General features: G+C 50.4%; 2 protein-coding genes. Both read right to left on the reverse strand.

The features are described 5' to 3' along the window. Window positions 1-2 precede the first annotated feature (2 nt). Window positions 3-16,295 carry a non-ribosomal peptide synthetase gene (locus tag Y79_RS0101095; protein ID WP_016936040.1) on the reverse strand — a complete coding sequence of 5,431 codons (16,293 nt, stop codon included), beginning with the start codon at window positions 16,293-16,295 and terminating at the stop codon, window positions 3-5. Next, window positions 16,285-26,790, reverse strand: coding sequence for a type I polyketide synthase (locus tag Y79_RS0101100; RefSeq protein ID WP_016936041.1), 10,506 nt, complete (start codon window positions 26,788-26,790; stop codon window positions 16,285-16,287). Before Y79_RS0101100 ends, Y79_RS0101095 begins: the two co-directional genes overlap by 11 nt. Window position 26,791 lies beyond the last annotated feature (1 nt).

Raw genomic sequence — 26,791 nt, forward strand, 5'->3', positions numbered from 1 at the left:
CCTTAACTCAATTGTTGTGCACGTCTAGTTACTTTAGGCTGATAGCTTCGCAGTTTTTGCATCGCCGAGCCGTGATGTTCCGGGTATACTTCTATCATTTCTTCCGGTTTTTCCAAAGGCTCTTCCGCCTGTTTCATCATGACGAACTGGTTCAACGGGCCGCCGAGCAATCGTTCAAGCGCCGCCATTGCTTCGGGCGATTCAATTGATCCGACTCCCGCCTGTTTCATCCGTTCTTGATAGTCGGCAGATGAGACGATTCCGACACTGCCCCAGTAGCTCCAATTCATCACCGCCGCCTTATACGGCCGCGTTTGAGCCAAATGAGCGGCAAAGGCATCTTTGAAACTGCATCCGGCGGCGTAATTGCTTTGTCCGGCCGCTCGTGCAAATGATTGTACAGACGAGAAGAACAAAGCAAAGTCCAGCGGCTCATTTCGGAAAACATGGGCCATATTCACGCTGACATTGACCTTTGCAGCGAGCACGCTTTTAAAACGGCTTTCCGGCATATTTGCCAGACTCTGATCCTCTAAAACGATTGCGGAATGGATGATTCCGTTTATTTGCGGGTACGTGCGTTTGATCGTTTCATACGCCCGTGTGAGTGCATCCTGATCTGCCGCGTCTGCTTCAATATAAATCGGCGCCGGGCCGAACTGGCTGAGTCTGTCGATTTTTTCCTGAATGGCGCTGTTATGTTTTCGTCTGCCGATCCAAACGACGCGTGCCTGATACGTTTTTACGGCATATTCGCTCCATGCCTCGCCGATACCTCCGGCGCCGCCAATGATGACATAGACGCCGCCTTTTTGGTAAGCGGGCCGGCTTGACATCGGCTGCTGTACAGGAATGAGGCGCTGTTTGTACCAGAGATTGTTCCGGTACGCCCATGTATTGCCTTGCTCATCAAACGGCGCCGAGAACAGCTCCGCCTTTGAAACATCTTCCGGACATCCGGCATCAATCAGCCTTGTCTGCCAGTTCGGATACTCTTTTGCGAGCGAGCCGATTAAACCGTGAAGGCCTGCGTGAGCCGGATCAATGATGTCCGCCGGCTGTACGGACTGTGTTTTTATGGTGACTGCAGTCAGGCTGATTCGCTTGCCTCCATATCCTAAAGCAAGCATGGCCTTGATCACTCTGTACATCTGGATGACGCCCGTATCCTGAGCTTTCACCATGTCAGCAGCGCTGTGAACAGGGGCGATCCATACGATATGGCCGAATGTCCCGCTTGCTTTCATTTTTGCTGCAACAGCCTCTATTTCATCCTCCGGGGTGATATGAAGCCTTTTCGCATAAGGATGATGCAATTGAAAAGCTGCGCTCTCCTCATCCCCCGCGATAAAGACAACCTCTTCCGTCTTATATGCCGGGCTTCGGTCACTGAATTCCGCAAGATCCCATACCGGAGCCAGAAGGTTTGCTCCATTTAATGATGTTTCCGGCGCAGGGCCTTCCATCATTCTGGAAGAAATCCCTTTAATCCTGACACAGACCCGGCCTGTCTCATCGCATAAGTCAATGTCCAGCCGCTGTATTTTCTCGTCCGTTCCCCGGGAGCTGACATACGCCCACATGCTTGTCGTGCACGGACTGAAAATGTCCAGTTCCTCAAGAGCGAACGGCAGTGACAGCTGGTTATCATCTGCGTGCAGCTTCAGCCCGATTGTCGCTTGCAAAGCTGAATCAAGCATACACGGGTGAAGAACATATTGATCTGCCGTTTCTTCGAGGAAGGAAGGCAGCCGGAGCTCAGCCAATGCTTGATTGCTTCCGATGTGAATCTGCTTGATTCCTTGTTGTCCGGGACCGTAGTCAATACCGATTTTTCCGAATAAGCCGTAACACTGCTCAGAAGTCAGCATGCTGCGGCTGCATTGAGCTTTCAGGGCGCCTATATCACGATGCGGAGTCTCAACGGCGCTGAGAATGCCGGCAGCCCCCTGACAGTGTATTTGCCTGCCGCTTGCTTCTGTTTGTGAAGCAGTGTAAATGTCATACACGATCTCACCGTTTTCCCTCGGAACGAGGCTGATCTGCGTTTCAATCGGGCGGCTTCCCGCTTCGATCGGCCGAACCCAACCGATGTTTTTCAGGCGGATGACAGACGGACGTTCTTTTTGCCCTTTGACCGCCTGAGCAACTGCTGCCCTAGCCATTTCCAAGTAGGCGACACCCGGCATGACCGGTTTGCCTTTAATCAGATGATCGGTGAAAATGGTCTCCTGCCCCGTAAATTCAGATCGGTACCGCTGTTCTGTTAAATCCGATACGTTTTCGTGAAGCAGCGGATGCAGCACCTTGGCCGTCGGCACAGCTTGCGGCTTCTCTGCTTTGGGCCGGTTGTCTGTGATCCAGTACCGCTCTTTCGCAAACGGATAAGCAGGAAGACTCATCCGTTGGGGCTTGATATCAGCATATAGGCCGTCCCATTTGATATCGGCACCCTGCACCCATAATTCCGCAAGCTTGTCATTCTCCCGGCGGCTGATCAGTTCTTCTGTATCCGGTTCGCCGTTTGCGCCTGCCATAATGGATTTCAGCGCGGCTTTACCCGCTTTCCCTTTATAGATGCCCGCTGCGTCATAATTCCCTTTCGCACAGCTCTTTAGCTTGTCCCGCAGTTCTTCGGCGGAGGAAGCAATAACGGCCGCTCTCTCTTCCATGGCATCACGTCCCTGCTGAAGCGTGTAAGCAATGCCCGTAAGATCCTCATCCGTAAAAGAAGCTTGTGCCAGCTGGTGTGCCTGTTCTTGCAGACGGTCTTCTTCTTTGGCCGACAGCACAAAGATTTGAGGGTGTGTGAAAATGGCTGTTTTCCTTTCTTCCCTCGGGATATATTCTTCAATGACGACATGTGCGTTTACGCCGCCGATGCCGAAAGAACTGATTCCCGCACGGCGCGGCAGATCGCTGCCGTTTTCGTCTTTCAATGCCGTCCATTCTCTTTTTTCCTGTACGATGTAAAACGGGCTGTCTTTCAGTTTGATATACGGGTTGATGACCTCGCTATGGAGGCTTTTTGCAAGTGTTTTATGCTTCATCTGCATCAGCACTTTGATCACACCCGCGACACCGGCTGCAAGCGACAGATGGCCGATATTGGTTTTTGCCGAACCCAGACCGCAGTGACTCGCGTAAACGGCGGGATCGCCGGTTTTTTCGTACAGCTTTTGAAAGGCCGATTTCAGTCCGTTGATTTCGACCGGGTCGCCAAGCTCCGTTCCGGTTCCGTGCGCTTCAATATAAGTGACGGTTCTCGGATCAATGCCGGCTTTGTCATAAGCCGTTCTGACGACTTCCGCCTGGGCTTTCGGATTCGGCGTCGTCAAGGAGTTCGCGCGTCCGCCGTGATTGACCGCGCTGCCTTTAATGACGCCATAGATGTGATCGCCCGCTTTTTCTGCTTCTGACAGCTTTTTCAAAAACAGAATTCCGGCACCTTCACTGACGGCAAATCCGTCCGCCCTGTCGGAGAATGTTTTGCATTTCCCTTCTTTGCTCAGCGCGCCGGCTTTGTCATAAGCGATGTGGCCCTGCGGTGTGACGACGGTATTCACGCCGCCTGCGATCGCCATGTCGCAGTTCCCGTTTTCAATGGCGCACACCGCGTGATGAATCGCGACCAGTGAGCTGGAACAAGCCGTGTCAATCGGTTCACTCGGCCCGTGCAGATTAAGCATATAGCTGACACGGTTCGGTCCCGCTGACGGACTCATATTTGCGGCTGATGCACCGCCGATATCCAAGTCAGAAAACAGTGAGCCGTATCCGGTGTTTCCCGTGCCGATGTAAAGGCCTGTTTTCGTGCCGGAAAGGCTTTTAGCGGAATATCCCGCATCTTCAATCGCTTGCCACGCATACATCATTAACAAGCGCTGCTGCGGATCCATCTGTTCGGCTTCCAGCGGCGAAATTCCGAAGAACAGCGGATCAAAATCCGCAACTCCGTCAATAAATCCGCCCCACTTTACATTTGTTTTGTTGGCTTCATTAAGCGGGTCGCCGTAATACTCCCGCCAGTCCCAGCGATCCGCCGGCACCTCTGTTATGCAATCTGTTCCCTCTTCTAAGTTGCGCCAATACTCATCAATATTTGCGGCCTTCGGAAACACTCCGCTCATGCCGACGATAGCGATCGGTTCCGGTTTATGTTCAACCGCAGTCTGAACAGGCTGTACGGCAGTTTTTGCAAAGCGCTTGTTCCCTGTCAGTCTCATGCTGCCGTCATCTGTTATGCGGCTTTGTTTCTCTTCTTTCGGCTGTGTGCTGCCGGCAAATTGTGTGTGATAGTCTTCGGCCAGATGATGTGCCAAGGCTTGAATCGTCGCATATTCAAAAAATACGGTCGGTGTCAGATCAAGCTGATAAGTGTCATTCAGCTTGTTGGCGAATTCCGTCAGCGTAATGGAATCAAACCCGTATTGATTGAACTCCAATTCAATATCGATTTCATCAATGTTTATTTTCAGAAGTGCGGAAACCTCTTTTGCCAGCAATTCCTGAATTTTCGCCGTCAAGTCCTTCGGTGCAGGCGTTTCCTCCGTTTTCTTAACCGGTGCAAAAGCGGCTGCAGGCGTCTTCTGAAGCAGTTTCTCCCGCATTACGGCGCGGTTTCCTTCCATGACGAGCACGCTTGTTTTCCCCGTGCTCCATGCGTTGTAAAGAGCTTCTATTCCGGTTTCAGTGCGCATCGGCACGACACCAGTCCTTTTTTCGGTGAGCTTCGCCATTTCTTCATTGACTTGCATTCCGCCGTCTTTCCAAAGCGGCCAATTGACCGACAATGTATGTCCATGGCGGTACATTGCCTTAACCAGCGCGTTGCGGTATGCCGCATAGCTGTCCATAAATGCGTTTGCCGCCGCATAATCCGCCTGTCCCGCATTCCCGGTGACGCCGGATATGGATGAGAAAACGATGAAAAAGTCCAGCGCTAAATGCTCGGTTGCTTCATCAAGGTTGACAAATCCGTCGGTTTTAGGCGCCAATACACTGTAAAACTCTTCGGTTGTTTTCTTTGCGATATATTGATCTTTCATCACACCCGCGCTGTGAATGATGCCGTGAAGGCCGCCGTATTCCGTTTCAATTGTATTGACCAGATCTGCCGCAGTTTGAGCGTTTGTCACATCAGCCTGTCTGTATTCCGCTTTTGCTCCGAGAGATTCAAGCGATTGCAGCTGCTTCCGCTGATACTCGCTTAACGCGGAACGGCCTGTCAGAACGAGTGTCGGCTCTTTGACTTTGCGGGCGATTTCTTTGGCAAAAATAAAACCTAAGCCCCCGGCTCCTCCGGTAATAAGATAAATGCCTCCGTCATTCCACGGAATGCGTATTTTATTGCCGGAGACGGCCGTTTCTTTGACATCTGCGCTGTATCGGATGCCGTTTTCATATTTGACATGGCTGTCATCAGCCCGTGTTTTATTTTCTATGATGATGTCTGTGATTCTGCCGTTTTCCGCCGGTTCTATTTCAATCAGCTGGGTTTTCAGTTTTTTATGTTCCAGGCCGGCTGTTTTTAACAGACCTGAAATCCCTGAGAGCAGCTGATGCTTATCTGTTTTAGTGAGAACCGTCTGGATGAGGACGTCTCCTTCCGTCTCTTCCTTCAGCAGTTTTTGCAGCGTCTCCAATATCCGTCCTGTATAATCACGGAAGCGCGCCGCATCTTTCCCGTGCAGGGAGGTCAGTTCAATGCATTCGGCCCCCGCAGCTTCAACGGCTTGTTTCAATCCGGCGTCTGTGTTACAAAGCAACACGATATGCCGGGCAAAAACCGGTTCCGTTTGAGCGGCAGTTTCATCGCTTCGGGTCCATACCGGCTCAAGCATGAGCGTTTCCGGAGCTTCTTCTTTTTTCTCAGGTTCTTTTACTGCCGTTCTGAATGACAAACCTTTCAGCCTTACACAAACCTTGCCGTTTTCATCACAAATATCAAGATCGCGTTTTTCAACCTGGCCGGCTTTATGGTCTTCGGAAAGTCTGGCGTAAACCCACATCTCGGCAGCGCATGCGCTGAATACTTCGAGCTCCTGAACCGCAAACGGAAGCATCAGCTTTTCATCATTTGTTCCAGTTAATATGCTTGATGCCTGCAATGCAGAGTCCATTAAGCCCGGATGCATGACATACTGCCGTACCGTGTCTGAACAAGCCGGATCAAGCGACAGTCTGCCCAGTACGAAATCGTCACCTGTATAAATCGCTTTGACACCCCGAAAAGCCGGGCCGTAATCAAAACCGATTTTGCGGTACATATCGTACACTTCGTCTGCAGAAAACGGTGCCTCAGCGGATCGTGATCTCAGCTTTTGCAGATCAATGACCGGTGCCTCGGCGTCAGGGCGGATTGATACTGAACCTTGACTGTAAACGGACGGCTGATCTGTTTCCCGGCCGCTGTAAATGTCAAATTGAACATTGTTTGCAGGATCGGGAACGAGGCGGATGTTGACATGGACCGGCTCGTCTTCAATGGTGATCGGCCGCACCCAAACCGTATTCTTAAGTTTGATGCTTCCTTGTCCGGCCGGCACTTCAGATGCCTGTTCCATTGCTGCGCGCGCCATTTCAAGATGTGCCACTCCCGGTAAAATCGGCACGCCTTGTACAACATGGTCCGCAAGGTAAAATTCTTCCCCGGTGTAGATTGAGCTGAACCGCTGTTCGGCAAGGTTTGATGTATTTCTGTGCAGAAGCGGATGCAGCACGTCTAGTTTTCCGGCTGAAACAATGGCTGTTTTTTCATGTTTTCCGGTACGATTTTCCGCCCAATAACGGTCTTTTGCAAACGGGTATGTCGGCAGGCTTATCCTCTTAGGCGGCCGGCCTCCGTACAGCTTCGCCCAATTGACGTTCAGCCCTTTGACCCATAATTCAAGCAGCTTCGCGTATTTGCCGCGTGCCATCCATTTTTCAACGGCTTCTTGAATGTCTTCATCTTCCGTCAGCATTTGCAGCGTGCCTTTGTCTATTCTTCCTCTGTACAAGTCCGCGTTCTTATCCCCGGTGATAAACTGTGACAGTTTTTCCTGCAGTTCTTCTGCGGACCCGGCAATAACCGCCAGACGTTCTTCCATGGCGTCCCTTCCGATTTGGAGGGTATAAGCCATAGAAACGAGGCTGGATTGATCGTATCGTTTTTCAGTAAGCGCACGTTTCAGCTGTTCGGCCTGTTCTTTCAGGCGTTTTTCATTTTTGGCGGATAGAACGAAAAGACATGGGTTGATATGCGAATCATCTGCTTCCGCTTTTTCTTGCGGAATGTATTCTTCGATAACGACGTGGGCGTTTACCCCTCCGATGCCGAATGAGCTGATGCCCGCGCGGCGCGGCTTATCGTTTCCGTGTTCGTCCGTCTGCGTCTTCCATTCCATCGTTTCCCGCACCAGATAAAACGGGCTGTCTTCAAGCTGAATGTACGGATTTACCGTCTCACAATGAAGACTTTTTACCAATGTCCGATGCTTCATCTGCAGCAAGATTTTAATGATTCCCGCTGCTCCCGCCGCAAGGGATAAATGGCCGATATTCGTTTTGACTGAGCCTAAGCCGCAATAGCCGGACGCTTTCTCTTTTCCGTCTGTAAATGAGCTGAATGCTTGCTTCAGCCCGTTAATTTCAACGGGATCTCCCAGTTCTGTTCCCGTGCCGTGCGCTTCGATATAAGAGACCGTTTTCGGATCAATGCCCGCTTTTTTGTATGCGGCTTTAATGACTTCCGCCTGCTGTTTCGGGTTAGGCGTTGTTAAAGATGCCGCGCGGCCGCCATGATTCACCGCGCTTCCTTTAATGACGCCGTAAATATGGTCTCCATCCGCCTCAGCCGCTTTCAGTTTTTTGAGGAAAAAGAGCCCGGCTCCTTCCCCGTGAGCAAAACCGTCAGCCTGATCGGAGAATGTTTTGCATCGCCCTTCTTTGCTCAGCGCCCCCGCTTTGTCAAAGCTGATATACACATCCGGAAGAATGATCGTATTGATTCCTCCCGCCAAAGCCATGTCGCACGTCCCTTCTTCAATTGAAGAAACGGCATGATGTATGGCAACGAGTGAGCTTGAGCAGGCCGTATCAATCGGTTCGCTCGGTCCGTGCAGATTGAGCGTATAGCTGACACGGTTCGGGCCGACAGACGGACTTGTATTGGCTGCGGACGACCCTTCAATGGTCGCATCGGCGTTGGCTAAAAGAGATCCGTAACCGGTATTTCCAGTCCCGATAAACACACCTGTTTTTGTGCCTGATAGACTCTTTGACGCATATCCGGCATCTTCAATCGCTTTCCACGCATACGTCAGCAAGAGACGCTGCTGAGGGTCCATCTGTTCCGCTTCCCGGGGTGAGATTCCGAAAAATAACGGATCAAACTCTGCAATTCCGTCAATAAATCCGCCCTGGATGACGTTTGTTTTATTGGCTTCTTTTGCAGGATCCCCGTAGTAGTCCCGCCAGTCCCAGCGGTCTTTCGGAATCTCGGTCATGCAGTCTTTGCCTTCTTTCAGGTTCTGCCAGTAAGCTTCAATGTCTTCGGCCATCGGAAAAATTCCGCTGATGCCTACGATTGCGATCGGCTCCGGCTTTTGGTTCCGCTGCACTGTCTGCGGCGGTGTCTCAGGCAGAGTGCGGCGGCGCTTAACGGACGGGCGTGTGTTTTGAGCCTCTTTTACCGGTCTTTGTGATTGGACCGTTTTTGTATTTACCGCAAAACGTCCCGCGAATTCCTCTTCATATTCACCGATTAAATGAACGGCGAATTCATGGATCGTCGGATGATCAAAGAAAATCGTCGGCGTTAACGTGAGCCGGTACGTTTTGTTTAACCGGTTCGTAAACTCGGTCATCGAAATTGAGTCAAGCCCGTATTTTGTCATTTCTTCATGAGGATCAATGTTGTCAAGCTTCACTTTTAACAGTGAGGCTGTCTGCTGTTTTAACAGATGCTTCACTTTTTCAAGGAGGCTGTCTGCATCAATGTCATGACGTAAGCGGGTCTCTGCTTCCGGACGGTCATTTTCTTTGCGGAACAGCTTTTCTTTCATGGTTTTCCCATCTCCTTCAAGAACCGTCATCCGGGCTGTCCCGCTCATCAAGCCTTGATACAAGGCCTTGATGCCGGCTTCTGTGCCGAGCGGCGCGATTCCCGCCTCCTGCATCAGCATATCTTCTGTCTGCTTTCCTGCCTGCATTCCGCCTTCTTTCCATAACGGCCAGCTGACAGAAAGCGTCTTTCCGTATCTTTGTCCTGTGGCTTGCAAAGAACGGCGGTACTCGGCATACATCTCCATAAAGACGTTTGCGGATGCATAGTCAGCCTGGCCGACGCTTCCAAGCACACCCGATAAGGAGGAAAAAACAATAAAGACATCTAATTTCTCGTGCTGTGACGCTTCATCAAGATAGACAAGACCCTTCACTTTCGGAGCGAGAACGTCTTGGTATTCCTCCGCCGTCTTCTTCACCATGTAGTTATCTTTAATAACACCGGCACTGTGTACAATCCCGTCCAGCTTGCCGTGCCGTTTGCGGATATTGCGGATGAGACGGTATACTTCAGCTTCATCTGTAACATCGGTCTGCTCGTAAAAGACAGATGCACCGGCAGCACTCACTGTTTCCATCATGTCTTTCTGCTTTTCTCCAAGAGCGGATCGGCAGGTTAATATGATGTCGGCGCCTTTTGTGCGGGTTGCGATCTCTTTTGCAAAGATCAGGCCTAAACCTCCCGCACCTCCTGTAATAAGATAAACGCCTTTATCTTTCCACGGAATGTCAGGCTCCGCTTCAGAAATGTCCAGCTCTTTCCAATCAGCGGCAAAGCGCTTGCCGTCTTCATATTTCACATGGACGCTTTCGGCATGCCTGCGGTTTTCCGCCGCTTTTTCCGCTATGCCTTCAGCACTTTCTTTCTCATCGGCTTCTATCATTTGGCAGATCAGCTTGGATTGTTCAAGACATGCCGTTTTGAAAAGACCGGTAATGCCTGAGAACACCTGCTGTAAGCCCGCTGACCGCGTGACAGCCTGAAGAAGGATGCGGCCTTTCGGCTTATTTTTCATGATGGTTTTCATACGGGCAAACAGCTGGCCCGCATAAGAATGATACCGCTCTGCAATGGATGCGGGACGCTCGTCCAAGATCAAGACGCTTGCATGTTCAAGCTTTGCTTCGACAGCTTGTTTAACGGCCTCATCGTACTCACAGAGGAAAATGATATGCTGTTCATACGACGGCTCGCGGTCCGCCGGTTCCGGCTGCTCTTTCCAGACCGGTTCAGCCAGCAATGTCTCGGTACGGCTGACCGAAACGCCGGCACCCGCGTTTTCTTCCATAATCCGCGTTGAGAAACCTCTCATCCGAACACAAAGCACGCCGTTATTGTCATATAAATCAATATCGGCTTTTTGAATAGGATCGCCGGCTTTATTGTTCGCGCTGAATGTGACGTGCACCCACATGTCATCAGCGCATGGCTCCAGAATGTCCAGCTCCTCTAAAGCAAACGGCAATGCGGCTTTGAATGGTTCTCCGCTTTCTGCAAGTTGCGCTCTTGTCACGTTCTGCAAATATTCGGCGGCCTGAAGCGCACCGTCCATCATACTCGGATGAAGGATATAATCAGCTTTTGTATGAGAGACGGATTCAGGAAGCTTCAATTTAGCAAGCATCCGGTCTTCGCCTTTATATACAAGCTGGACACCTTTGTAGCCCGGCCCGTAATCAGCTCCGATCATTCCTTTGTAAAACGCTTGAGATTCGATTGTTCCCTGCGTGCATCGGCGCTTCAGCTCATCAAGATCCGCTGTTTCTTCTGGTTCTTTCCGGATGATTTCAGCGATGCCCTGATTATAAAGAAGGTCTTCTTCACCGCTTGAATCATTCCCGCCGTACATTCTGTATTGAATCTGCCCGTCTTCTTCTTCATAAAGTCCAATATGAACACGGATAGCCTCCTGATCGGCTATCACCGGGCGGACCCATACGATATTCTTTAAACGCAGGCCCAGAGATTCGTCTGTTACCCCGCCGATGCTTCTCTCCGCCGCGGCCCGTGCCATCTCAAGGGTGACGGCAGCCGGCACGATCGCCATTCCTTTAATGATATGCTCGGCAATAAAATACTCTTTTCCCGTGAATTCCGAACTGAACCGCTGCTCCTGCAAAACGGATGTATTCTGATGTACCAACGGATGCAAAAGCTTCGCATCTGTTTGCTTCACGGTTTCTTCCGGCCAGAAGCGCTCCTCTGCGAACGGGTAGGTCGGCGCACTGATTTTTTGCGGCGCGGAATCCTGATACAATAAGCCCCAATCGACACGCACTCCTTCTATCCAAAGCGCCGCAAGTGCTTTCAGCTTTTCATCCCGTGTCTGACATGCCGCAAGCTCATCCAGCTCCTGAGATGACGCTTCTTTATTTCTCACCTTTTCGCCCCGTAAGATGTTTTGGTCATTGCCATTGATGAAATCCTGCAGCTGCCGCTTCAAATCGTGACGATCATGACAGATAAAAACGGCTCTCTCTTCCATCGCTTCACGTCCGGTCTGATACGTAAATGCCAGATCATGCAAGGACACATCGTTTTCGGCGTCATTCAAAAAGTCAGAAAGACAAGACGCATAGGCAGTCAGACGCTCATGATTTCTCGCTGAGAGCGGAACGATATAAGGCGGCTGTCCGTCATTTGATCCGCTGATCGTTTTGTTTTCATACTGTTCAAAAATAGCGTGTGCGTTTGTTCCTCCGAGTCCGAATGAGCTTAACGCTGCGCGGTGCGGCGTGTCTCTCTCCGGAAGCGGTTTTCTCTTGTCCGCCACATAAAACGGCGAACCGCTGAATGTGATATTCGGATTCGGTGATGTGTAATTAAGGGTAGGCGCCAGCTCCCGATGATATAAACTCATCGCAACTTTAATACATCCGGCTAGGCCCGCTGCTGTATCCAGATGGCCGATATTCGTTTTTACGGAACCGATCCCGCAATACTGCTCCCGATCCGTGTAACGTTTATACACTTGCTGCAGCGCAGACATTTCAATCGGGTCACCCAATGTCGTTCCCGTGCCGTGCGCTTCAATGTAAGAAATGGTCTCCGGGTGAACGCCCGTGCTGTCTAAAACATGCTGGATGACGTCCGTCTGGCCTTTTACACTCGGTGCGTAAAAACCGACTTTATCCGCTCCGTCATTGTTCAGACCGATGCCTCTGAGCACGGCGTATATGTGATCTCCGTCCTGTACGGCTTGTGACGCCTTTTTCAGCAGAATGACGGCCGCTCCTTCTCCGCCCGCCATCCCGTCGGCTGAAGCGTCAAATGCCTTGACATGCCCGTCGCTTGAAAAATTCAATCCGGCTTGATGCACATAGCCGATGCTGGTCGAAGCGTGCAGAGTTGCTCCGCCGACGAGCGCGTATTCTGATTCTCCGCTCGTTATGCTTTTGCAGGCCGAATAAAGACCGACCAGTGATGACGAGCAATTGGAATGAACGAAATAGCTTGGCCCTTTTAATCCGAGCTTATGGGAAACCATCGTCGGAATCGTGCCGCTCTGCGCTAACACCCATGACACATAGCCGTCAGGTGATTCGTGGCCTTCTGTCGTTTTTTCCGGCAAAAGCGACCGATACGAATTATTGCTCGCCGACATATAAACGCTAGTCTTCGGAATCTCTTTGGATACATATCCCGCATCCTCGACGGCTTTCCAGGAATGAAGCAGCAGAAGCCGCAGCTGAGGATCCATAAATTCAGCATCTTTCGGAGAAATGTGAAAGAACTCAGGATCAAAGAGATCTTTTCCTTCTATCGCCGATAATGCCGGCACATAGTTTGGATTTTCGATCAAATCTTCCGGGACGCCGGCTTCCCGGAGCTCTTGTTCCGAATAGAAACGGACGCTTTCCTTTCCTTCTCTTAACTGCTTCCAGAACTCATGATGATTTTTCGCGCCGGGGAACTGACAGGAAATCCCTACTATTGCCACACTGTCTTCAAGGTAAGACGGCATCCCGTTTTGCGGTGTTTGTTCTCTTTCTCTCTCATCTTGGCCGGGCGCCTCTGATTCATCCGCCTGTTTTGTTTCAACAATAAAACGGCTGATCGCCTGAATCGTCGAGTGTTCGAATAAATCCGTAACGGTAAAATCACACTCCAGCTCCTGTTTAATGCGTTCTGCCGCCGCAACAGCCAAAAGCGAGTCGCCCCCTACATCGAAAAAGCCGTCTTCGGTTTTGATGCCTGCCGTATTCAGCAGGTCTTCCCATATTTCGGTCACTTTCGCTTCCGCTTCTGACAACGGCAGTCTGCCCGTCCTTTCAGACCGGTGAACGATCACCTTGCGCTGTTCCAGGTCCTTGCGGTTCACTTTTCCGCTCGGTGTTAACGGCAGCGCATCCAGACGGATAAAATGGGCAGGCGCCATATAATCCGGCAGACCTGATAAAAGATGACTGCGGAGCGCTTTTTCATCTGCCGAATGACCGGAGCGGGCCGTATAATAAGCAATCAGCTTTTTATGTCCGTTCTTTTCCTGCACAACAACCGCCTGATCAAGAATGTCCGGATGCTCGCTCAATTTTGTTTCAATCGCTCCCAATTCAATGCGGAAGCCGCGGATTTTCACTTGACTGTCAATACGGCCGGCATATTCTATATTTCCGTCAGGCAGCCATCTGGCCAAATCGCCTGTTTTGTAAAGCTTTTCCCCTTCACTAAACGGATTATCAATAAACGATACCGCCGTCAGCTCAGGCTGATTGTAATAGCCTCTGGCCAGTCCGGCGCCGGCTACGCAAAGCTCTCCGGCCACACCGTCAGGGACGGGGCTGAGCTTTTCATCGAGGATATAAAGCCTCGTGTTTTGAATCGGTTTCCCGATCGGTGTATTCCTGCTTGTAATGTCCTTATCGCCGCAGCTGTAGTAAGCGGCATAAATGGATGTTTCCGTCGGGCCGTATATATTTTCAATTCTGGCCTTTTTGAAGATGGAAACCGACTTTTTGACCAAGTCTTTCGGAAACGCCTCTCCGGCCACCATCACATATTTCAAAGGACCGCCTTCTGTAAATGCCGTATACCGCTTTACCGTTTCTAAAAATACATTAAACACGGCAGGGGCAAAATTCAGATGCGTCACCTGGTGAGTCTGGATATATTCCATGCAAAGCTGCGGATTTTTTTCTGCACCGGGCGGCAAAATGACAAGCCGTCCGTTTCCGATAAACCAGCCGAATAATTCTGAAATTGAAACGTCAAACACATAATTCGTTTTTAACAAATAGGCATCCTCATGCGCGACCGGATACTCCGCTTCTAAAAACTGCAGTGTGTTCATGATGGCTCTGTGCTCTACCATGACGCCTTTCGGTTTTCCCGTACTTCCGGACGTATAAAGAATATAAGCGAGATGATGCGGTTTTGAACGCGGCATCAGTTTCGCTCCGCTGACAGGTCCGCTGTTTTCAATCTCCACCGTGCTCACGCCGCCGATGGTTAACTCCTCAATCACGCCGCGTGTTTTTGCTTGCGTTAATACGATCGAAACACCGCTGTCAGTCAATACGTGTGCCATCCGTTCGTTTGGAAAAGCCGGGTCAAGCGGGACATACGCACCTCCCGCTTTTAAAATGGCGAGGATGCCGATGACCATCTCAAAAGAACGCTCCGTACAGATACCGACCGGGCATTCCGGTGTGACGCCCATTTCTTGCAGATGCACAGCGAGCGCCGTGCTTCGTTCATCTAATTCGCGATATGTAAGGCTTGTCTCACCGAATGTGACGGCTGCTCTGTCAGGGTGTCGCCCGGCTTTTTCTGCAAACACGTCATGAATGCAGCGGTTATTCGGCTGATGAGATGGACGGCTTTCCTCCCGTTTTTGATTGAGCAGGCCGGAACAGGCATCAAAAGCGATCTCCGGATCAGAAAGTACCTTTTCTGCCAGTTTCATATAATGCTCCGCCATCCGTTCGATGGAAGAAGGGCTGTAGACATCCGGGTTGTACAGAAATTGCAGGACGGTTCCCGTTTCTTTTTTATAGACTTCAAGCGCAAGCTCAAATTCACCTTCCTGATGAATGTCTTCTATCATTTCAATGCCGAGTGATTGATATCGTTCCGCCAGCTTTTCCGCTCCTTCTGTCTGGAAGAAGTTTTGATAGAAAAACGCGGTTTGAAAAACAGGCGAAACCGCAGGCGAGCGTTCCGTCTTCAATTCTTTGACAAGCGCTGGAAACGGATACGCGGCATGGTCCAGCCCTTCTGCAAGGGTCAGCTGGAGCTCCTTCAAAAACGCGGCAAAGGATTTGGCGCCCGTTTCCCTGCTTCTGACCGCGATCATATTAATAAAGTATCCGATCACAGATTCAAATTGAGCCTCAGAACGCCCCATCGTCGGCATGCCGACGATGACATCTTCCTGATTCGTATATTGATAGAGCAAGCCTTTGAAAATAGCGAGATACACAACGGATTCATTAACATTATGTTTTCGGGCGCAAACTTTAATCTGCCGGTTCAGTTCATCAGGAAGCAAGCGCTGGTACGCCTGCCCCCTGCACGTTTGAACCGATGATCTCGGGTAATCCGCCGGAAGCTCAAGCACCGGCAGCAGTCCGTCAAGCTGCTTTTTCCAATAAGAGAGATGCGTTTTTCCCTTTTCGCTTTCCAGCAGCTCCTTTTCCCATTTCACAAAGTCATGATAATCTGCGGCCTGCTGAAGCATTTCCGGTTCTTTGCCTTCGCTTGCTTTTACATAAGCGTCCAGCAGCGATGACATAAACGTCATAAGAGAGACGCCGTCAAAGATGATATGGTGAATGGTGATTAACACAATCGGCTCCGCCTGACGGAACACTTGAACGCGCAGGAGCGGACCTGTTTCAAGCGCGAACGGTTCTTTTGCTTTTTCTTTAATAAACGAAAGAGCATCACGCCCGCTTAATTCGGAAAGATCTATTTCTTCAATCGGAAAGTGCCGATCCGCATCTTCAGCCTGATACGGAAGGCCGTTTTCCTCTTTTATCACACTCGTCAAAATAGGGTGCTGGCGCTGCACGGAAAAAAGGGCCGTTTTGAATGTCTCGATATCCAGCTTTTGAAAACGAAAGCATAACGGAATGTTGTATGCGCTCATCTCCGGAAACATTTTCTGAAGCATCCACAAACCTTTCTGGCCTTCGGAAAGCGGACGTTTTGCAGTCGTCCGCTTGAAAGCCTGAAGCTTTTGTTCTACTTCAGCGATGGTGAGCGTTCCTGATCTGTAGGCATCGAGAAGTTCTTTATGATTCATAGGTCTTACTCCCTTCTATGATGTCTTGCACTCTTTTAAAATCCAATGTCCCCTCGGAGACCTGTCTCATCATGGCGATGATCTCCTGATCCGTATACTCCTTGCTTTCCGGAGCCGCGGTTTCTGTTTCGGTTTCTTCCGTTCTGTAAAACGTTTCGATCGTTTCTTTGTGTTCTGTCAGGTAATAGCCCATGACATCTCCGAGCGTGGTATAGCTGTAAAATAACGCCGGAGTGACTTCAATGCCGTAATGGCTCGACAACAGCGAGGCAAATTTGGCTAAATAGATGGAATCAAATCCGAATTCCGCCCAGTTTTTATGCAGAACGAGCTTATCTTTGGATATTTTCAGCAGACTGTGTATCAGCTCTTTCAAATCCGCTTCGAGCCGTTTTTCCGTGCTTTCTTCCGGGATGCGGCGGCTCACGGTTTCCAAAAGAACTTCCGTTTTTGATGAATCGTCCCGCCGGATGCCTAAAAATCGCTCGGCACGGCTTCTTTTGCCGGCAATGACAAGGCACTGTGTATTGTCTTGAGAAATGATGCGCTCAAACAGCTCAATGCCTTCATCTGTTTCCAACAGGCGCTGGCCGCTTGATTTCAGATACATGCCCGTCGTCTCTTCACCGCCGACGGCCATTCCGCCGTTTTTCCAGACCGGCCAGTTTATGACAAAAGCGTTTCCGCTTTCTGATTGTTCATTTTTATAATGGGCATACGCCATTTGGAACCTGTTCGCCACTGCGTAATCACAGCAGCCGAAATCCCCTAAAACAGCCGATGTGGATGAAAAGTAGCAGATGAAGTCCAGGGTTTCGTTTTTCAGCCACTCGTCAAGAAGCAGGCTTCCGTTTATTTTCGGTTCAAGCGTATTGCGGAAGTTCCCAATTTCATTTTCAAAGACGGATGTTCTGCTTTCGATGCCAGCCGCATGAATGACGCCGTGAATGGCTCCGAATCGTTCTTTCGCGCGTTTGATGCAGTCGCCCATTCCGATCGGATCACAAACATCGGCTTCGGCGTAAAGAACACCTGCGCCGAGATTTTCCAACTCTTTCATTTTTTCTTTCTTTTCCTCATTGATTGGCGATCGCCCCGTGAGAATGACATTTGCCTGATAGTTCCGGGCGAGGCGGCGGGCAAATAAGTAGCCGAGCCCTCCTAATCCGCCCGTAATGAGATATGTGCCCCCGGTTCTGATCCTGCTGTTTTCTTTCGTCAATCCGGTCGGTTCAGTTTGATAGACATATCGTTTCCCTTCTTCGAGGAAAACGGTATGGTCTGTTTCAGCCTTCAGCTCGTCCCAAATGGTTCCCATCCAGTCTGTCATGGCTGCGCCGGCTTTTCTGAAGAGGCCGGTAATGCCCGTTTTCGGGAGGACCATGCCGAGCGAACGCTCAAATCCGATCCATGATTCCAAGTAGCATTTTTCCAGACCGGATGCATATTCACCCGCCAGTAACAGTCTTTCCGGCTGCAGACCGGTCTCGGCCATAGCCTTGAGAATATAGACGATACATGAAAAATCTTCGATGCAGCTTTTATCTTCAAGCGCCCATAAATACAAAATGGCAGATGCTTCACCGTACTCTTTTTGAATGTCCGCAAAAGCGTCTACATATGATTGCGGATCTTCCCGCACCACTTGGCAGCGGCCGGCTGATAAGCTCTCGTACCGATTTCCCTGAGCGATAAAAATAACGTCAGCTTCACTGTCATACGATTTGATCACAGAGACGGCTTCCTGCTGCTTCTTCTGATCAGTTAAGAAAGAAATCACCGTTTTAATTTTCTTTTCTCCGGCAGCCGGCAGAGCCTGTTCTTTAAGAACTTCTCTAAAAGCCATCACTTCAAACTGCTCCGCCGGATCACTTTCATCAGCCGGCGCCTTAACGGGCACTGTTTTACTTTGTACAGGCGGCTGATGCCAGAAGCGTTCTTTCGCAAACGGATAAGCAGGCAGGCTGATGCGAACCGGAGGACGGTCTCCGTATAATTTCGCCCAATCGATGTCCAATCCTTTTACCCAAAGCTCAAGCAGCTTAGAATATTTCTGTTTGCTGATCCAAGCGTCAATGATGGTTTCCATGTCATCATCGGCCGCAAATACGGCAAGCAACCGTTTGTTTTCTTCCGTGCTGTCGCGGTGCAGTCCGGCGCTGTCTTGTCCGGCGATAAATCCATTCAGTTTTTCTTCAAGTTCAGGCAGTGAATGAACGATAAAGCCGAGACGCTCTTCCATCGGCACACGGCCCGTCTGAAGAGTATAGGCTATGCTCATCAGATTACGGCCGCTGTATCTTTTTTCACGGATGGCGTCTCTAAGCTGTTTTGCTTTTTCGGTGAGCCGTTCGCTGTTTTTCGCAGACAGGACGATGATGGCGGGCTGATCTGCCGGCGTCTCATCAGGTTCTTTGTCTGCCATATATTCTTCTATGACGAGGTGGGCGTTTGCTCCCCCCGCGCCGAAGCTGCTTAACCCGGCCCTTCTCGGAAGCTCTTTTCCGCCGATGACGGGACGCTTCCACTCACCGAGCTCCTGCTGAACGGCAAACGGTGTATACGCGAACTCAATATTCGGATTCAGCTCTTTCGCATGCAGGGACGGCGCAATTTGGCGGTCTTTCAGCTGGAATAAGATTTTTGTCAGACCCGCAATGCCTGCGGCGCTTTCACAATGGCCGATATTTGATTTCGCAGAGCCGATGGCGCAAAACTGTTTGTCTGTTGTATCCTCTTCAAATGCTTTCGTTAATCCGGCGATTTCAATCGGATCGCCTAATGCGGTCCCCGTGCCGTGGGCTTCAATATAACTGACGGTGCGCGCCGGGACGTTTGCTCTTTGGAAAGCCTCTTTTATTAAGGCGGCCTGCGCATTCGGATTCGGAACGGTGTAGCCGTTCGTTTTGCCCCCGCTGTTAATGGTGCTTCCTTTAATTACACCGTAAATGTGATCGTTATCGGCGATCGCTTGATCCAGCGGCTTTAATACGACCGCGCCTACCCCTTCTCCGTCGACAAAACCGTCCGCGCGGTCTCCGAACGATTTGCACGTGTCGCTTGCAGAAAGCATGTTCATGACTGACAGATTCATATAATGGACCGGGTCGGTCACAAGATTTACGCCGCCGGCAATCGCGCATTCGCTTGAACCGCTGTATAGGCTCTCAAGCGCCAGATGAATGGCCGTCAAGGAAGAAGAGCAGGCTGTGTCAACGGCAATGCTCGGTCCTTGGAAATCAAAAAGGTAAGATACTCTGTTGGCAATGGACCAGTAGCCGTAGCCTGTCGGGTAGTTTTTGTTCATCGCTCCGGCAAAAACGCCGATTTTTCTGCTTTGGCACAGGTTGTCAGGCGTATAGCCGGCATCCTCGATACTCGCATACGCCGTTTCTAAAAATAATCGCTCCTGCGGGTCCATTCGCTCCGCTTCCAAAGGAGAAATCTGAAAGAACAGCGGATCGAACTTGTCCATATCCTCAATGAAGCCGCCCCATTTCGTATAAATAGAGCCTTCTTTACCTTTTTCTTCATCGTAGTAATCCTGCCAGTTCCAGCGCTCCCGCGGGATTTCTTCTATGCAGTTTTTTCCTTTTTTAATGTTTGCCCAAAGCTCAACCGCTGTTTTGGCCTGCGGGTAGCGTCCGGATACGCCGATAATCGCCACGTCGCGAACTGAACTTTGCCGGACGGTCTCTTTGGCTGCCTGTTTTTCTTTCCGCCGCCAGTCAGTGCGAAGCGGCTTAGCCGGCTGTACAGCCTGCGGTTTTGATGCCGCCGGTTCTTCCTGAACAGGCGTTTGTCCCGTCAGTTTGATCATCTCGTCTTTTTTCGTTTTGATTAAGTGGCCGACGAGAGCCTCAATCGTCTGATATTCAAAAAATAAAGTGCTGCTGACTTGGTCTAACACATTTCGTAACGCATTTGTCAGCTGTACGACGACGATAGAATCAATTCCGTATTTTTCAAGCGGCGCTTTCGGATCAATTTGAGCCGGCGGAATTTTTAACGTTTCTCCGATTAACGTTTTCAAGTACTCGGTGCTTTTTTCTGTTAAGGCTGTGCTTTTTTCGGCCGTTGTTTGCGGCTGAAGTTCCGGCGCTTTTTGTGGTGCGGTCCGTTTTCCGGTCTCAGCTTTAAGCGTTTTTTGGCGCACAATGCCATTGCTTTTTGCCGCTATAATCTGATGGCTTAATTCATGTGCCGCTTCTGCCGGGAAGAAGACGGAATGCCAGCCTTCACTTTCTAACACGCGCTTCCAGCTTTCCGGATACAAGCCCGGGCATCCCGGAATTCGAAGGTCGGAATCTTCATGCAGCCACCAGCCTTCAAGCAGACCGAAAGTAATATGCGGGAACAGGCTGTTGCCCGCCATCTCATTTAAGAGCAGCAAACCGTTGTCTTTTAAAACGGCTTTGGCGTTTCTCAGCGTCTGGCGTATGTCTTTTGTCGCGTGGAGCACATTGGCGGCAACGGCGATGTCGTATGCGCCCGGCTCTATGTCCTGACCGGAAAGCGGTTCTTCTGCATTAAAAAGTTTATAAGTCAGATAAGGATTCTGTTTGCCGTATTCTGTCTCCGCATGCACGAGAAAAGCTTTCGATACATCGGTGTAACAGTACTCTTTTATATGGTTTTGATACGGCTTAAGCTTTTCAAATATGCCCGCGCTTGTGCCGCCAGTGCCCGCTCCGATTTCCAGGATGCGGATCTCGGCTTTTGGATTTTTACTGATGTTTTCTTTCACATAGGCCGTTAAAGTATCTGACAGGGCGCCGTTGAAGTAATCCGCGACTTGGTTGTGTTTATAAATTCCTTCAACGAGTTCCATTGAAGAGTGCGGGAACATGATGTCTGTCGCCGGCACGTTTTCGCGCAGAATGTCCGGCAGTGCTTTAAGCATCGTCTCGGCCAAAACAGTCATCGCTTTTGTGTCGACGTTATTGAGCCATTCCGCCTTTTCCTGCTCCCACTTCCGCCATAACGAGGCGGTTGTGTTTTCAGCGCGGGCTGCCAGTGTAAATGAATCGGCATCCCCTTCCAGATAGCCGTGTTCCAGCAGAAAGGCGATCGTTTGATTGAGCCATTTTTTAAAATAGCCGTGTTCAGGCTCATACGCTTTAAGGCTTTGCGGCGTCAGCAAGTCCGCCTCTTTTAACTGGGCGATCAATAGCTGATACAGAAAATCATCAAGTTCCTGATGCCCGGTCTCTCTTACAAGACGTGCGCCCGGCGGAGCAACCTTCAGCTGTTGTCCTGATATAAGCGGCTGAGGCGGATAAACAGACATCTTTTCTCGTTCATTCATTCCCTCTACTGCGACCGGTTTTGTCGTATGAATGAAAGCAGCCTGGTCAACCCGCAGCGTCAAAAGGGTTTCAAGCGCCTCCATCGCAGCGTCCGGTTCGATCAATCCCAATCCGATCTGATCCATCAGCTGAATAAAATTGCCGTCTTCAGCCGCCTCGCTGCTGCCCCAGTAGCCCCAATTCATGACTTTGACCGGGCAGTTCCATTTCTGAGCAAGTTCCTTCGCAAATGCGTCACTAAAGGCGCATCCTGCGGCATAATGGCTTTGTTTCACATTATGGATAAATGCCACAAGCGAGGAGAAGAAGAGCGCAAAGTCAAGCGGCTCCCGTCCAAATACCTCCGCCATAGATACACTTACATCGGCTTTTGCCCGCAGCACCGATTTGAACTCTTCTGTCTTCATATTATTTAAGCTTTGCTCAGACAGATCCATTGCCGAGTGGATGACACCGTTAATTTTTGTATGACGCTCTTTGATGAGCTGATAAGCCCGCTCTAAGGAAGCCCTGTCAGCGGCATCGGCGGAAACATATTCAGGTGCCGGCCCGATTGCGCTGAGCCGGTCGAGTTTCGCCTGTATCGAATCATTCAGCGTGCTTCTTCCGATCCAAATAACGCGTGCTTTGTAGCGCCGGATCATATATTCACTCCATGCCTCTCCGAGATACCCGGCGCCTCCGATCACGGCATAAACCCCGCCTGTTTTGTACAGCGTGCCGTTTTTCGGCATATTGTCAAGCGGTATCAGCTGCCGCTCATACAGCTCTTGATTGCGGTATGCCCAAACTCTTCCGTTTTTCCCGGCAGAAAGAGAAAGCGCCTCGCCGATCGGCCAGATGCCGTCCGTTTCTGTGTCAATCATGCGGATATTCCAATGCGGATATTCTTTCGCCATTGTCCCGGCAAGTCCGCTGACCGCTGCTTGTGACGGATCAGCGCTGTCCTGATCTGAAAACGGCTGGGCATTTGCTGTGACGAAGCACCAATCCAGATGTTTCCCTCCGTATCCTAAGGCAAGCAAAGCTTTCATCAGCTTGAACACATGAAAAACGTTGCGCTCCTGTTCCTTAAGGATGTCAGCACTCTCAGCCTGCGGCGCGAGCCAAATGATTTGCTCCAGTTCTTTTTGTCCTTCAAGCAAGTGCGTAAGAGATGTGATATCTTCCGTGCTTCTGATTGGATAGTAAGAAGCATTCGGCAGATGCTCTTTGATGCACGCGTGGCTTCTGTCAGTTCCTCCGAAAACTGCAGTCTGCTTATCGGCCATTTTCGTTTTCCCGGTATTTATAAGTGCAGCGGGCTCCCATGCCGGAATCATCATCGTATGGCCGACAGGCGCCTCTGAAGTTTCACCGCCCGCTGTTTGGCTTGGTTCAAGCGCCCGGACGGACGCGCCTTTCATCCGAACATAAACCGTACCGGCATCATCGCACATATCAATGTCAAATTTTCTTACGTTGTCATCTGCTTTGCTGCCTTCTGTGTACCGGATATATGACCAGATCTGTTCAGGACACGGCCCGAACACTTCCACTTCCTGCATCGCAAACGGCAAAGAAAGCTCATGGCTGTCTGCATCGTCATGAATCGAGCGGACAAGCAGACCGACGGAGGCGTGAAAAGCGGCGTCCATTATACTCGGGTGAAGCGTATACAGCTCTTTATCGTCTTGAACGGAAGCCGGGAGTGAAATACGGGCCAGTAACCGGTCTTCCCCGATCAGCAATTGCTGTACGCCCCTGTATGCCTCTCCGTAATCCAGGCCGATCTTTTCAAAAGCACTGTAACATTCTTCCGCCGTCACGATCCCTAAATCGCAGGAAGCCTTGACAGACTCAATATCTAACTGAGCACTGCCCTGTGCGGCAATGACCGCTTCACCTTGGCTGTGAATAACCGGATCTTCGCTGTTTACTTCTGCCTCACTGTATATTTCATAGGTAATCTCACCATTATCTTCTGGATAAAGGGCAATATGTATTTCCTTCGGTTTGTTTTCAATCATGACCGGCCGGACCCACACGACCTGTCTGAGTGTGACGCTATGGCCTTTGTTCGTTACGGCCGCGGCCTTTTTCACCGCCTCTGCGGCCATTTCTAAATAGGCGACGCCCGGCAGAATTTTTTGTCCGTTGACGACATGGTCAGACAAGAAAAATTCATCTCCCGTAAAAAGAGAAGTAAAACGCTGCTGTGAAAAATCTGACGTATTTTCTTGTAAAAGCGGATGCAGCACAGTGCCTGACAGGCTTTTCCCGTGTTTTTTCTGCTGCGGAATCCAATAGCGCTCTTTTGCAAACGGATATGTCGGAACGCTTGTTTTACGCGGTTTATTCGCATCGTACAGCTTATTCCAATCTACTGTTTTCCCTTCTGCCCATAAACCGGCAAGCTGTACCGGATCACCTGTTTCAGGAGCAGGTTCGCTCAGTTCTGGCATCTCGGCTTGTCCGCGCCAAAATCCGGGGATGTTTTCGCTTCCTTTTACGAAATCATTCAGCTTTTGCTTCAATTCGCGGGTGTCATTTGCAAGGAAGACCGCTCTCTCCTCCATTGCTTCGCGTCCTGTCTGAAGCGTGTAAGCCAGTTCAGACAGCACCGTCTTTTCGGAAAGCGCCCCGGCTATTTTTTCCGCATAGGCCAAAAGCCTGTCTTTATTTCTTGCGGACAGCGGGATGATTTTGGCTGCATCGTTCTCAGGTGCAGGCGCTTTGTGTTCCGGCTGAATGTATTCTTCTAAAATGATATGGGCATTCGAACCTGATGCCCCGAAGGAACTGAGCCCGGCCCGGCGCGGATAATACGTGACTTTTCCGTTTTCTTCGGCTGCCGGCTGGTTCCAAGGAGCAGTCTGCTGCTGTACGTAAAAAGGAGACTTCTCAAATTTCACGTATGGATTTAATTCCGCTGAATGCAGAGATTTGACAAGCGTTTTGTGATGCAGCTGCAGCGCCGCCTTTGTTAATCCGCTGATGCCCGCCGCCGATTCTGCATGGCCGATATTTGATTTGACTGAACCGATGGAACAAAATTGCTGATCCTGCGTCCCTTCGCTGAACGCTTTTGACAGACCTTCAATTTCAATCGGGTCGCCTAACGAAGTGCCTGTTCCATGAGCTTCCACATAACTGACGGTCCGCGGGCTGATCCCTGCTTTTTTCAGACATGACTTAATGACTTCTGCCTGTGCAGCAGGGCTCGGGACGGTAATCCCGCTTACTTTCCCGACGTGGTTCACGGCGCTTCCTTTAATGACCGCGTAAATCCGGTCGCCGTCCTGTTCGGCTTTTTCCAGCGGCTTGAGTAATACCGCACCGACTCCTTCTCCGGAAACATAGCCGTCACCGCCCTCGCCGAACGTGCGGCAGCGGCCGTCGCTTGAGTGCATGCCGACGCTTCCGTAGCTCAGATATTTCGCCGGGTGGAGCGACAAGTTCACCCCGCCCGCAAGCGCGGCTTCACATTCGCCGCGGCGGATGCTTTCAATCGCCAGATGAACGGCGGTCAATGATGAGGAACAAACGGTATCGACCGCGATGCTCGGCCCGTGGAAGTCACAATAATAAGACACTCTGTTGGCGATCTGCGCATAATTCAGCGAAACCGGAAAAGGATCAGTTTCCGATAATTGTTCTGCGCCGATTAAGGAATAATCTTTATGCATCACCCCTGCAAAAACGCCGATCGGATGCTGTTTCGCTCCTTTATTTCCCAGCGTTTCAGGCGTATACCCCGCGTCTTCAATCGTTTCCCAGCAGGTTTCTAAAAACAGGCGTTCCTGCGGGTCCATCATTTCCGCCTCACGCGGTGAGATTCTGAAAAACTGCGGATCGAAGCAGTCGGCATCGTCGATGAAACCGCCCCATTTTGATACGGTCTTTCCAGATGGGGACGTTACGTTTTTATATGTTTTCCAATCCCAGCGGGACTTCGGAACTTCAGTGATGCAATCCTTGCCCGCCTTAAGGTTTTCCCAAAACTCCGCCACATTTTTCGCTTTCGGATAGCGGCCGGCCATTCCGATAATCGCAATGTCACCGGTGTTTTCATGATGTTTTGGCGCGTCCGGTGATTCGGCTGCACGTTCCGCACATTCAAATGGAACGGTCTTTTTCAGATAGGCTGCCAGTTCTTTTATATTCGTATATTCAAAGAGAAGAGTGGGCGCGAGTTCCGCACCCGCCTTTTTACTGATATCCTGCACAACCTCAAGCAAAGAAGATGAATCCAGCCCGAGCTCGTAGTAGCCGGCAAGAACGTCCAGCGTCTCCCAAGGCTGACCAAGCTTATCAGCCAAAAGCTTCTTCAAAAACAGCATGATGTCTTTTTCATCTGCGCTTTCCGGCTCTTTTACATCCTGTTTATTCTGTCCTGCTGTGTGCCCGTCTTCTTCGAGCCGAACCGCTTTTCCCGTAATGTTTTTAAGCTCAGCCACCTTCTGTCCGGACCGGCTGAAGTACTCGATTGTCATCGTTGTAAGTTCTTTTTCCTGACGGACGCCGGAAGCGGCAATACGCGCCGTACACTCTGATTGAAGCCTGCCGGCGGCTTTGAACGATTCATAATATAAAGGCAGGTGAAGCCGGTTTGTTTCAGAAAGCAAGCCGCTCGCCCCGATGCCGCTCGCATCCAAAAGGGCGGGATGGAATAAAAAGAAATCCTTTCCTTCTTCGCAAGAAAGGTCAGCCAGCATGCCGTCTTCTGTTTTGTACAATCGTCCGCTCGATTTCATCATCCCGGAATGAACCAGGTCATGATCCACGCAGCGGTTATACATGTCATCGAGATCCAGAGATCGGACTGACTGCTTCAGCTCGCCGAAATCAATGGTTTCGTCAAATGTGACTGCGTCTCTTTTCACCATTTCAGCCGTCGCATATTGTATATTGTCTGACAGCTCGTCATCTTGCTGTTTCTGTCCGGAAAGGGAGATGAGCCACTTTCCATCTCCGCTTTCAGAACATCGAATGGTCAGAATGATTGCAGCCGTTTCACTGACGGTTAAAGGCTGATAAATCGTGACATGCTTCAGTTCGAGCTCATTGTATGAATAACCGTGCTCCTGAAAAACCTGATAAATCAAATCGATATAACTAAGACCGGGCAATACCGCTTCACCAAAGACCGTATGGCCTTTCATGATAGGATGATCCAGTGAAATATTGATTTTTTCCGATATCATT

Source organism: Bacillus siamensis KCTC 13613 (genome assembly GCF_000262045.1).
In the GTDB taxonomy this organism is placed as follows: Bacteria; Bacillota; Bacilli; order Bacillales; family Bacillaceae; genus Bacillus; species Bacillus siamensis.